The 13,520-nt window shown below is 67.8% G+C and carries 7 protein-coding genes; all 7 read left to right on the top strand.

What is annotated here, in order from left to right:
* The coding region (locus AB0C02_RS32785; RefSeq protein WP_357553098.1) for a transposase at positions 1-803 on the top strand (803 nt) is incomplete at its 5' end.
* A 691-nt stretch (positions 804-1,494) separates the two neighbouring features.
* Entirely contained in the window at positions 1,495-8,973 is a 7,479-nt protein-coding gene (locus AB0C02_RS32780) for a LamG-like jellyroll fold domain-containing protein (protein ID WP_357553097.1), read from the top strand.
* A gap of 46 nt (positions 8,974-9,019) precedes the next feature.
* A complete protein-coding gene (locus tag AB0C02_RS32775) occupies positions 9,020-9,490 on the top strand; it encodes a hypothetical protein (protein ID WP_357553096.1) in 471 nt (156 codons plus the stop codon).
* 441 nt (positions 9,491-9,931) lie between these two features.
* Positions 9,932-10,636, top strand: coding sequence for a hypothetical protein (locus AB0C02_RS32770; protein WP_357553095.1), 705 nt, complete (start codon positions 9,932-9,934; stop codon positions 10,634-10,636).
* Positions 10,637-10,923: 287 nt separating this feature from the next.
* Positions 10,924-11,406, top strand: coding sequence for a hypothetical protein (locus tag AB0C02_RS32765; RefSeq protein WP_357553094.1), 483 nt, complete (start codon positions 10,924-10,926; stop codon positions 11,404-11,406).
* A complete protein-coding gene (locus AB0C02_RS32760; protein WP_357553093.1) occupies positions 11,396-12,439 on the top strand; it encodes a site-specific integrase in 1,044 nt (347 codons plus the stop codon). Before AB0C02_RS32765 ends, AB0C02_RS32760 begins: the two co-directional genes overlap by 11 nt.
* A 384-nt stretch (positions 12,440-12,823) precedes the next feature.
* Positions 12,824-13,105, top strand: coding sequence for a hypothetical protein (locus AB0C02_RS32755; RefSeq protein ID WP_357553092.1), 282 nt, complete (start codon positions 12,824-12,826; stop codon positions 13,103-13,105).
* Positions 13,106-13,520 lie beyond the last annotated feature (415 nt).

Genomic DNA, 13,520 nt, shown 5'->3' with positions numbered 1-13,520 from the left:
CGATCTCCGCATCCACGATCCGCCGGATCCTGGCCGCCGACACGCTCAAACCCTGGCAGCACCAGTCCTGGATCTTCATCCGTGACCCGGACTTCCTCGCCAAGGCCACCCGGGTGCTCGACCTCTACGCCCGCACCTACCAGGGCATTCCGCTCGGGCCGGACGAGTACGTCATCTCCAGCGACGAGAAGACCAGCATCCAAGCCCGCTGCCGCTGCCACCCCACCCTGCCACCCGGCACAGCCCGCACGATGCGGGTCAACCACGAGTACCAGCGCGGCGGTGCTCTGGCCTACCTGGCCGCCTACGACGTCCACCAGGCCCGCGTCTTCGGCCACTACTCGCCCAAGACCGGCATCGCCCCGTTCATGACCCTGGTCGAACAGGTCATGACCCAGCAACCGTATGCCTCCGCGAAACGGGTGTTCTGGGTGGTCGACAACGGCTCCTCTCACCGCGGCCAGACCGCGGTCGACCGCCTCGCGAAGCAGTTCCCGAACGCGGTCATGGTCCACACCCCGGTCCACGCCTCGTGGATCAACCAGATCGAGATCTACTTCTCGATCGTCGGACGCAAAGTCCTCACACCCAACGACTTCACCAGCCTTGACCAGGTCGAAGACCGACTCACCGCCTTCGAGCAGCGCTACAACGCGACCGCCCGGCCGTTCAGATGGAAGTTCACCCCGGCCGACCTCGAGGACCTCATAGCCCGGATCGAGCGACACGAACAGAAAGAGCCAAACCCCCAACAGCCCTCCGGCTGCGACCACCAGCCTGCCGCACCGGCCCCCGCCACATAACCCCCGAAGGACTTACGGCGCGGACCACTAAGCGTTGGCATTGTCGCTCCCAAGACATGTGAACACGTCGTCGCGACGGACTCGCCGTACGCGGGATCTTTCAATACCGCGGAGGGCTTATGCGGGCAGCATGGCCTGCGCCGGCGTCAGCCAGTCGGCGCGAATGTGTTCCCGGGTCTGCTGGGCGGCGCCCCAGCGGCCGTCGCAGGGCAACGCGTCACCGGGGAAGGCGTACGACGCTAGGGGGTTGTCGAACCGGGTGATTCGCGGCCGGTCGGGGCCGCCGCGGAACTACTCGTGCACCGAGAAACAGCCGAGACCCGCTGGTGCTTGCCGGCGGTGCGGGCACGGTCAGTGCCGAAGCCCCCGCGCCTGTTCGGCGTCGGGAAGGATGCTGGAGGGAGGGCCGCGCCCGCGGCACCTTCGCCGTTGGTATCGCATGGCCCGCCGGTAGCCGGGGGTGGCTCGGGATTCTCCCAACAGATCGCATTACGTTCCGTGTGGTACCCGCGACCGAGCGGATTGTCAAGATCTTGAATGTTTGATCTGCGGCCGTCTATGTTCGGCTCGCCTCGACTGTGGGGCTTCAACGGGGGAGGGCGCCGTGCCGACGCTTCGCTGGCAGTCTCGTGTGTTCATCACTGTGGCCGGCGCGGGGTTCGCGGGTTGGGTTCGCCGGTTGGCGATTGTGATGTCGCTGGTGTTGGTGGCGACGCTGGCGGATGTGCCGGCCCGTCCGGCCCGCCCGGCGCAGGCGGCGCCTCCTGCGGCGGCGCCGAAGCCGAAGTGTCCGGATGAGCGGGCGGATGAGGTGTCGGCGGCGGTCGCGGCGAAGCTGTGCGGGGCCCGGGTGGAGGTCGCGGGCCGGCGGTCGGAGACGACGCAGGTGTTCGTGAATCCGGATGGCACGGTGACGGAGGATCGGTCCCTGGCCCCGGTTCGGGTGCGTGACGGTGACCGTTGGGTGCCGGTGGATTTGACGTTAGAGCGTCGGGCGGACGGGTCGGTCGCGCCGAAGGCGCACCCTCGTGGGCTCGCTTTCTCCGGCGCCGCGTCCGGTGCTGGTGAGCATGAGCTGGTCGCGGTGGGTGAGGGCGACGACCGGACCGCCCTGGCGTGGGTGGGACCGTTGCCGGAGCCGGTGCTGGACGGCCGGACGATCACCTACCCCGACGTGCTGCCAAGTGTGGACCTGGTGTTCCACGCCCATGCGACCGGCTATGAGCAGCATTTCGTGGTGAAGGACCGGGCCGGGTTGGCGCAGGTGCGCAAGCTGAGCCTGCCGATGCGGACCGGCAAGCTGACCGCGGCCGGTGACGGTATGGGCGGGCTGGTGTTGAAGGACGCCAAGGGCCGGCAGGTGGGCCGGGCGCAGACGCCGCTGATGTGGGACGCCGAGACGAGTCCGCAGTCGTTGGAGCATGTCAACCGTGGCCGGGTCGGGCTGCGCACCCTCGCCAAGGGCGCGGGTCGTGCGGTGGTGGAGCTGACGCCGGACGCGGGATTCCTGGCTCGTGCGGATCTGGCGTTTCCGGTGACGATCGACCCGCCGACGTCGCTGTCGCCGTCGTTTGACGCGTTCGTGCAGACGGACTACTCCAGTGACCAGTCGGGTGCGCCGGAGTTGAAGCTGGGTTACTCGGATGATGGTGGTGTGTCGCGGACGGCGCGGTCGTATCTGCGGTTCAACACGACCGGGTTTGCGGGTAGCCGGATCATCACGGCGAAGCTGAAGTTGTGGAACTACCACTCGTGGTCGTGCACAGCCGCGTCGTGGGAGGCGTGGCGGACCGATTACGTGGATTCGTCGGTGCGGTGGACGAACCAGCCGACCGCGCGGGCGAAGGTCGGCACGTCGACGGAGACGAAGGGCTACAACTCGTCCTGCGGCGCCGGCTACGTCTACATCGAGGTCGGTGGGGCGTTGCAGTACGCCGCCGACAACAACCAGACCAGCGCGAGCGTGATGCTGCGCGGGACCAGCGAGACGAATCACCTGTCGTGGAAGCGGTTCGACTCCGCCGAGGGAACCCACCCGCCGTCGGTGTCGATCACCTACAACAGCGCGCCGGGCACACCGTCGGCCCTGGCGGTCGCACCGTGTTACACGTTGTGCGGGGCGGGGGCGCGCACGTCGGCGGTGCGACCGACCCTGTCGGCGAAGCTGGCGGATGCGGATGCCGGGCAGACGTTGCAGGCCGAGTTCGAGGTGCGGAACAAGACCACCCAGGCGGCGGTGACCTCGTCGGGGTTGCGCTCGGGTAGCCCGGCGTGGACGAACGGGTCGACCGCGTCGTGGCAGGTGCCGGTCGACCTGGTCAACGACACCGCGTACGAGTGGCGGGTGCGCGCCAAGGACCCGTACGTCTATGGCGCCTGGACCGGGTGGTCGACGTTGACGGTGGACACCGTCAAGCCCGGGGTGCCGTTCGTGTCCGCCGGCATCTACAAGAACGATGGGCAGCCGCACGGCGGTGCGGAAGCACCGGACTCGTTCACCTTCACCCCGGCCAGCGGCACCACCGACCTGGCGGCGTTCGTGTACAAGTTCGACTACGAGTCGTCCGCGACGACACTACCGGCCACCGCCGCAAAGTCGGAGACGTTGCGCCCACGCGATGGGCATCGCACGTTGACGGTGCAGGCGAAGGACTCGGCGGGGAACCTGTCCAGCCCGAACCTGTACGTGTTCGAGGCGGGCGCGGCGGCGCTGGCGCAGCCGCTGCCGGGGGCGACGATCGTCAAACGCACCAAGTTGCAGGTCACCACCCCGGTGGCCGGCTACACCCGGGCGTACTTCGAGTACCGGCGTGGGCCGGGTGGGGCGACGTTGCCGGTGCCTTCGGCGAACCTGACCTCGGCCACCGGCGCGCCGATCACCGCGACCGCGGCCAGCCCGGTCACGCTGTCCACGCTGGGCGGGTACGCGATCTGGAACGCCGCCGACACTCTTGGTCTGGTCGGCGGTGTCGTGGAGCTGCGGGCGCAGATCTACACCGCCACCGGTAGCACGTCCGCCTACACGACTCCGTGGGTGCGGGTGTCGGTCGATTCCAGCGGTGACGGCGCGGCGAGCGACGAGATCGGGCCGGGCTCGGTCAACCTGCTCACCGGCGACTACGGAATCTCCTCCACTGACTCGGACGAGTTGGGTCTGTCGGTGGGCCGGTCGTCGTCGTCGCGCAAGCCGACCGATGGCTATCAGTCGATGGGGCAGCTGCTGACCGCTAACCAGCAGCAGGTGTCGACCGACCTGACCGGGTTCACGACGCCGTCGACGTCGTCGGCGGCGCGGTCGACCGCGCGTGGGCAGGGTGAGGTGACTCCGGTCGCCTCGCTGGAGATCACCCCGGTCACCACTACCAGCAATGACACCTATGTCGCGGTCGGCGGTGACGGCGGCGGGATGCGGCTGGGCATGGTCGCGGGGCGCACGTACCGGATGACCGGCTGGATCTACGTGCCGGTCGCGACCGGTCTGGTGCCCGAGTACACCACGCGTGGGCTGCGGATCGTCGGCTTCTACAAGGTCGGGACCACCGTCACCGAGGTCGCCTCACCGATGGCCGGCTACACCGACGGCTGGCAGGAACTGTCGGTGGACATGACGGTGCCGGCGGGGGCGACTGAGGCGTTCTTCCGCCTCTACAACGGCACGCAGGGCGGGTCCGGGAAGAAGGTGTACTGGGACAACCTGTCGGTCACCGAGATCGTGGCCCCGTTCGGCCCGTCCTGGTCCGGTAGCGCCACCGGCGGCGCGGCCGAGGTCGACTACACCACCGTTACCCTGCCCGAGCCGTCGCTGGCCCAGGTCAACACGATCGGCGGCGGCTGGATCACCTTCGCGAAAAACCCCGACGGGGTCAGCTACACCCCGGAACCGGGGTCCGAGGGCATGGTGCTGGCCAAGGTCGGCAGCGCGTACCGGCTGACCGAGGTGGACGGGGCGGTCACCGAGTTCACGGCGCAGAGCGGGATCTGGGCGGCCACCTCGTCGTGGACTTCGGAGTCCGTCAGCACGACCCGGTACCTGTACGACACGACCGGCAGCCGGCTGCTGCTGAAGAAGGTGATCAACCCGGTCGAGCCGGGGGTTGACGACACGAACAATTGCACGACCGCGACCCCGGCCCGCGGCTGCGAGGTCCTCGAATACGAGTACGCCACGACGACCACGTCGGGGCTGAGCCAGAGCGTGTTCGGTGACTACACCGACCGGGTCTCCGGGGTGAAGCTGTGGAGCTGGGACCCGAACACCTCGGCGATGACCGCCGTCCGGACTGCGAAGTACGCGTACGACAACCTGGGCCAGCTCCGCGAGGTCTGGGACCCCCGCGTCACCCCAGCCCTGAAAACCGGCTACGAATACGCCGGAGGCCGGGTTTCCAAGGCCACTCCGGCCGGTGAGCTGCCCTGGCAGTTCGACTACGGCAACCCCGACGTCGACGCCGCGGCGCTGCGCTATGACCTGGATGCCGGGTCTGGCACCACCGTCGCCGACTCCTCCGGCAACGGACGCACAGGCACGATGTCCGCCGGGGTCACCTGGGGACAGGGCAACGACCCGGACAACCCGGCCGACAAGGCGGCCATGTTCACCGGCACGTCAGGTCAGCAGATCACCGTGGCCGGCACCGCCCTGTCGAACACCGCCTCCTACACCGTCTCCGCCTGGGTGCGGCTGACCGACAAATCCGTCAACCGCACCGCGGTGTCCAAGAACGGCTCGTACACCAGCGGTCTCTTCCTCAACTACGTCCAGGCCACCGACCGGTGGGCGTTCTCCCGGATGGACACCGACAGCTCCACGTCACTGCCGATCCGCGCGTCGTCCAACACCGCCCCCGTCCTCGGCCGATGGACCCACCTCACCGGCGTCTACGACACCGCCACCGGCAAGATGACCCTCTACGTCGACGGAGTCCCGCAGTCGACCACCGCACCGACCGGCGGCTGGAACGCCACCGGCGGATACATCATCGGCCGGGCCCAGTGGAACGCCACCTTCACCAACACCTGGCACGGCGGCATCGACGACGTCCGCATCTACGGCAAGGCCCTCACCGCCGACCAGGTCGCCACCCTCGCCGGCGACGAGAACCCCGGCCGGCTGCTGAAGGTCCGCCGCGCCGCCCTACAGCAGGGCTCCAAGACCATCACCGACGGCGAACTCGCGACCAATGTCGTCTACAACGTTCCCCTCACCCAGGCCGCCGGCGGACCCTACAACCTCGGCGCGGCCTCCATCGCCACCTGGGGCCAGGTCGACCTGCCCACCGACGCCACCGCCGTCTACGGACCGGAGAACAACCCCGGCCGCAACCGCGCCACCCCCACCTCACCCGGCACCGCCGGCTACCCGTACGCCACCGTCCACTACCTATCCGCCGGCGGTAAGGAGGTGAACACCGCCACCCCGGGCGGGCACATCGACACCAAGGAATACGACAAGTTTGGCAACGTGATCCGCGCACTGCAAGCGACGGACCGGGCACTCGCGCTGGGTACCCTTCCCAATGCCGCCACCTACCTCGCCGAGCTGGGGCTGGCCGGCTCCGACACCGCCGCTCGTGCGTTCGCACTGTCGACAATTAATACGTACAGTTCAGATGGCATTGACCTACTGGAGACAACCGGTCCAACCGTCACCCTCGTACTGGAGAACGACCTTGCCGATCCGGACGGGTCCGGGCCGTTGGAGACGATCCCGGCCGGTGCGACAGTAATCGGCAGGGCACACAAGATCAGCAAGTACGACGAGGGCAAGCCCGACGGTGCTACGTATCACCTCGTCACCACGGAGCGGCAGGGCGCGCAGGTGGATGGCTACCCCGACGCCGACGTGCGGGTTACCACGTACGGCTACGATCCCCACAGCGGTGGGGTGTCTGGGTGGACACTCGGCAAGTTCACCACGATGGTGGCGGACGCGGGCGCCGGCGGGGCCAACCTGACCGCTCGAGGGGTCTACGATGTGGCGGGTCGCGCCCTCAAATCATGGGGTATCGACTCGACCGGCTCGGACGCCCGCGCCCGGGTGAACGCCTACTACACGGCAGGGCCGAACAGTCAGGATGCTGCTTGCGGCAACCGCCCGGAGTGGGCCGGGTTGGCTTGCGTCGGGCGGCCCGCCGGTGCGATTACCGGCCACGACCCGGCTCGGATGACCGGCGATTTGCCGGTGCGTCGGGTCATCCGGTACAGCCGCTACCGCAAGGCCGAGGAGGTCGTCGAGACGGCGGGAGGCGTCACGCGAACGACGACGACCACCTACGACGCAGCCAGCCGGGTGCTCGTCACGGCAGGGACATCCGAAGAGGGCACCCCACTCGAGGCGGTCAGCACCACGTACGATCCGGCCACCGGCCAACTCGCGCAGACGACGCGGGGCGGCGCGACCATCTCCCGTGAGTACGACGTGCTAGGCCGGCTGGTCCGGTATACCGACTCGGGCGGGGCAACGACCAATAGCGAGTACAACCGATTCGGCCGCCAGGTCAAGGTGTCCGACCCGACCGGGTGGACCACCTACGCCTATGACCGTGCCATCGAGCCGCGTGGCCTGCTGACCAGCGTCACCGACAGCGTGACCGGTACCTTCACCGCCGCCTACTCGCCCGACGAGCAACTGGTCGAGCTGAAGTATCCCGGAGGGTTGACCCGTACCGATCGACTCAACGCCAATCAGCAGCCGGTCGAGCGCAACTACACCCGCGACTCCGACGGAGAGATTGTCTATTCGGAGTCGGTGGTGGAGAACAGCGCCGGCCAATGGGTGAATCACACCTATACCGGTGGCAGCAAGGTCTACTCATACGACCGGCTGGGCCGGCTTAAGAAGACCCAGCACGACAGCGCGATCACCGCAGGCTGCGTGACCCGCACATATTCGTACGACACTCGCACGAACCGCACCAATCGGTCGGTATTTGATCCGTCCGTCGACGGCACCTGCAACACCGACGGCGTCGGTACCCAGGACGCCCACAGCTACGACTCGGCGGACCGGATCACCGACCCGGGCTACCGGTACGACGTGTTCGGCCGCACTACCCAACTACCCGGCGGGCTGACCAACAGCTACTACGCCAACGACCTGGTTCAACGACAAACGCTCGATGACGCCCGACAGACATGGACGCTGGACCCAGCCGACCGGATCGCGGCCTTCACCACCGAGACGCTGATGGACGGCCAGTGGGCGCCGTCAGTGTCGAGACGCCACCATTATGGAGACGACACCGACGGGCCACGCTGGACGGTCGAGGACACCACCGAGAACAGGGTCACCCGATTCGTGTCCGGCCCGGACGGCGACCTGACGGCGACCACGTCCGGCGATGGCGTACAGCTACTGCTGACCAACCTGCATGGCGACGTGGCCGCAACCATCGACCCAGCGTTGACTGAGCCCGAACTGTACGACTACGACGAATTTGGCACCCCCACGGAGGGCCAGGCAGCCCAGCGGTACGGCTGGCTGGGTGGCAAGCAGCGCTCCGGCGAGGCCCTCGGCGGACTCATCCTCATGGGCGTCCGCCTCTACAGCCCAGCACTCGGCCGGTTCCTACAGATGGACCCGCAGGACGGTGGCAACGCCAACGCCTACGACTACTGCTCCGCCGATCCAGTAAACTGCAGTGACCTGGACGGGAAGTTCTGGGGCCGACTAAAAGCGGCGGCGAAGGGCGCCGCGAACTTTGTGAAGAACAATCCCGCGTTGGTCTGCAGCACAATTGCCATGTTTACCCCGCCACCGGTCAACGCCATCGCCGGCGGCCTCGCTATCGGATTCTCGCTCTACTCGGCACGCAACAACTATCGAGAGCGTAAATGGGGGGCAATGGCGCTCGACCTCGTAGGCGCCGTTCCTGGCGCTGGCGCGATGGCAAGGGGGGCACGCGCAGGCATTGCGCTTCGCGAGGCGAAGCAGGTCGGCAAGACGATCCCGAAGTTCAAGGGATTCCGTGGCGCCCGCAAGATGAAGCGTAAAGAGTTGAACAAAATGCACCACAACGTCTCTGACGCGAAGCAGCACCGTTGGTACCAGGCACGGTTTGACCGATGGGACCGTCGGGCAGCCTACCCAGCCGCAGTCGGCTACACCGGGTGTAAATATTTAAGTTCGTGCGCAAACTCACGCGTGTCTCGCTGGGCGCGGCTGTACTAGACTAGCCGGTGCTCGTCGAAGTCCGCCCATCATGGAAGTAGCGTCGATGGATCTGCTGAAGTGGCCGGCGCCATGGCTCGCGGGTAGCGCTGGCCGTTTCCTAGGCATCGGGGGGAGCCCCGGAGAGCGGCGGGACAAGGTGATGGGTCACCTCACCTTGCCCGTCGAGGACGTCAACGATTTGATGCTTTTCCACATGGCCAGGATGGCGGTGTGGGGTGTCATGCTAGCCGTCGTGGCTCCTGTGCTTTTGGTTGTGATTATCCCGGTATCGCTGCTTCCAGGGGGATGGGAGGGAGCGCCGTTCCTGGCCGCATTCTTTGTCAGTGGTGTGCTGAGCTTCTTCATCTTCTTCATGGGAGCTGTGCATCTACTGAAGGGCTTGATCGCTGATTACCTGCTGGAGGGTAGGTGGAATCGCGAGAGCCGCGCGTGGCGGGCGGTCATGTTGGCGCAGACTCCGGACATCGTGATCGCCCTCGTGTCGGCGGTGGCCGTCGCGTTTTCGTCGCTGTGATCCGGTGCCGTGCCAGAACGCGAATAGACTCACGTACCTGAATAGGTGTCTGGTTTTGGGTGCGTGGGCATCGGTACTGCAGTCCCGGATTTTGAAACTTGTTTCATGATCGTTCGTTCGATCCGGGATGGTGGGTGCGATCACGGTTGAGGATATCGATGTTTGGGGTGCGGATCTGTCGGCGTTGACCGCAGGGTTGGGCTGATCGTGCGGGCGATGCTGGACGAGGTGTGGTTACGTGCTGGCCGGACTGGCTGACGCCGAGGGCGCGCTGGTCCTCGATGACATCCAGGTGATCAAGAAGGGGCGTAAGACTGCTGGCCGACATCGGTCAGCCCGACCACGACGTTGTGTCGGCGCTGCACGCAGCACTGACCCGCTTCGAGGGGCCGGACCAGTCATGGGTGGCGTGCGCAGGCGCGGCTGGGCCGCCTGAATCTCGTGCCGGACAGGATCGACAGTCCTCCGCAAGAGGTCGTGGTCAGCGCCGTCGCCGCGCCGTACACCAGCTTCCGCAAACCAGGCGGTTATGCACCGCGGTTGGACTATCAGCCTCTGCAGGACGTCATCGAGCGCTGGCCGGCGTACGTTCCGGCGCTGGCCGAAGAGCTCAAGCCGGGGCGTGGGTACTGCGACATCACCGTCGACGAGGTGGACGAAGCAATCCGCGGGCTGACCTCGCCGCACATCGTCATCCGCCGGCACGCAGTGTGCCTACTCGGCGACCGGCGTCTCGGTGCCGCCATCGCCCGACGGGTCCTACCGCTGCTCGGACAGACCGTCAGCCAGGACCCGGACGCCACCGTGCGGAGGCTGGCAATCCTGTCCCCGCTGTGGTGGCGCAAGCGCTCCCACCGATACGCGAACGTGGTCCGCGAGGCGCTCAACGACCTAGCCGCAGAGGTTCGCGAGGTCGCTGCCTACTGGCTGCGGGAACAGAATGCTCGACCGGCGGGACGTCTTCGTGCTTCACGTGGGGATGGCGCGGACGTCTGCAACGACGGCGGCCCGGCGGCGGTCCTGGTGGTGGACCTCCGCGTCGCGTCGCCAGATCAGCGGGTTGAGGCCGTCGGGGGCCGGTGGGCTGGGCAGTTCGATGACGATTTTCTGGCGGGCGAACCAAATGGTACTCGCCACCCTCGATGACCCATCCTTGCCGAGATTCAGCGCCGCGTCGGGGGTTGCCATCGATGCGCCCTTCTCTCTGATGCCAGACTGCTAAAATCACGGCATGAGCACCCATGCTGAGCATGGGTGCTGCAAATTTGTGTTCACTCCCCCCTCGGACACCAGTTTTCGTGGAGATTCGCGCAAGATCGACCGGTAACGGCGGATCAGCGGATCACCACCAGCAGCATCCATGCTCATGACGAACCTCGGGGGACGCTCCCGCCTGCGCTGACACTGGCGCGGCCACATTGGCGGGAACGGCCGTGAGCCGCCGACCGCTCCCTCCTCGCTGGCACGACGAGCAGCTCGTCGAGGCGCTCGTGCCCACCCCACTGCCGGTCGCGCCGCCTCAGCCGGCACCCATGCCGACCCTGCCGCCGCCCGCTGACCAGCCGTCCAGCGGGGTGCTGTTCGACGTCGCCCGCCCCGATTCCGCGGGTCGGGTGACCGCCCGTCCGCTGCTGCGCGTCCTGGGTTGGACACCTGGCCTTGCCCTGCGCGTCGACGTCGTGCACGCCGCAGTGCTCATCACCCCTGCCGTTGACGGAGAGCACGTCGTGGGAGCCCGTGAAGAACTTCCCCTGCCGGCTGCCGCCCGCCACCTGTGCGGCATCGCCAGCGGGGAACCGGTGCTCCTGGCCGCCTTCCTCAGGCGGGACCTGATCGTCGTGCACCCCTCAAACACCATCACCGCGCTCCTGGCCGACCTGCACGCTCACATCCTCGGAGCCCTCGATGAGCGCTGACCCCGACCGCGTCACCATCGTCCGGGCGCTGCTGGACCATCTCGGCCTCACCGCCGCCGACCTCACCGACACGACCAGCCGCGCGGTGCCGACAGTCGCCGAATACCTACCCTGTGTCGTGGCGGCGGCGAGCCCCGGCACCCGGCGCAGCTACCGAAGCTACTGGAACCGCATGGCCGCGACCCTCGGCGATCGCCGCCTCGATACGGTCACCGCAAGCGACATCGAAGCCCTCATGCGCCAGGCCACCGCCGGTGCCCGCTCCCGCCGCAACTCCCGTCACGGTCGGCACGCCGGCGAGCATTTCGTCGCCGCCGCCCGCGCCTTCTACACCCGTGCTATCGCCGACGGCTACCTCAGCGCCGTAGACAGCCCCGCCCACCGGGTGCGCAAGCCCCGCCGGCTGCCCAACACCCGCCGCGCCCTCACCCCGAAAGAGCTGGAGGAGATCAACCGCGCCGCCCGCAGCGGCGGCAACGACATCGTCCTCGACGCCCTGCTGCTGCGCCTGCACACCGAAACCGCCTGCCGCCGCGGAGGTGCCTTGGCGCTGCGCCTGATCGACCTCGACCCCGACCACGCCCTGATCCGGCTCACCGAGAAGGGCGGCACCCAACGGTGGCAACCCATCACCCCGATGCTCGCCGCCCGGCTGCTCGAGCACGCCCACGCCCGCGGCGCCGTCGCGCCCACCGACAAGCTGCTGCGCTACCGCACCGGCCGACCCGCCAGCTACCGCCGCTACGACCTGCTGTGGAAACGCATCGGGCGTCAGCTCCCGTGGGTAGCCGCGCAGGGCATCTCCACCCACTGGCTGCGCCACACCACCCTCACCTGGGTCGAACGGCACTTCGGCTATGGAGTAGCCCGGGCCTACGCCGGCCACACCGACAGCCGCGGACCCGCCACCACCACCTACATCAAAGCCGACCTGCACGCTGTCGCCGATGCCCTCGCGGCCATGACGGGCCAGCCCCACCCGTTAGCCGGAGGACAAGACGGGCAGTCCGTGCCCGCGCCACGTCAGGGATGACGGCGGCCGGGGTCGCATAGCCCTAGCACTCGCCGTTGATCCAGTCCTCAGGAGACGCGGCTCGCGGACGTGTTGATGTCGGCGCTGGTGGGCAATGGCGGGATACCCGGCCGCAGGTGGCCGATACACGCCGCAACAACCCACTGGGCTGCCAGCGGCTGGAGAGCCCACGGCTCGCGCAGAAGCGTTTGCGCAAGACGCGGCGGTCCGCCACCTGGGCGGGTTCTGGCTGCAGTCGGTGACGCCGCTGGCCGTTGGGCCCCCAGTGCTGATGCGACGGCTCTTCAAGGACGGTGACGAAGTCGTCGACCAGGCTGGGCCGGTCGGCGTGCCCCACCAATGGCGGCACGCCAGCCCACCGTGTGCCGCCACAGACCAGGCGGCGTGTCGGCCACCCCGTTCCTCAGTTGCGGCTGCCCGCCCGCCTACCACGCCGGCGACGTGGTCGCTGAAGTCCGCGAGGTCATCGCCGGCGATCTCGACGAGCCGGAAGCCACTTGGCATCAGGCGCTGTGGGTTGACCAGCCAGCGCCAGATCCGTACCGCCAGCCCGTCCCAATCGTCCACGCTGACGTCGTCAAGCCGCCCGGCGTCGGCATCTGCCGCCAGGCCCACCTCGCGGTGCCAACGCCGGATGGTCTGCCGTACCCGCCAACAGGTGTGTGAATTGATGCGGAGCATGTCGCCGTCGCTGAGCGGCCCGTCCCCGGCGTGCCAGTCCTCCACCGGGCTGTTGCGCCACGCGTTGTTGATCACACCGACGGCAGCGAGATCCAGAACCGGTCCCACCCGATCCGGATCGATCCCCACCTGATGAGCCAGCATCGCCCGCACCAGCTCCGACTCCTGCTGCGGCGTCAAGGCGTCGTCTGTAGTGCGGCGAGCGACCGTCTCCATGGACATCGAGAATGTCAGCTCCTGCTCTCGACTGGACGGACCGGCCTGGCCGGCGGCAAGGCGACGGGTTGGGTCAGCCCCGTGGGCTTAGTGCTTAAGTTCGTAAATCCTTCGGGGGTTATGCGGCCAGGGCGTGTGCGGCAGGCTGGTGGTCGCAGCCGGCGGGTTGCTGGAGGTTGAGCTC

Source organism: Micromonospora sp. NPDC048999, assembly GCF_040649295.1.
Taxonomy (GTDB): Bacteria; Actinomycetota; Actinomycetes; order Mycobacteriales; family Micromonosporaceae; genus Micromonospora.
This window is presented reverse-complemented; position numbering and strand designations above follow the sequence as displayed.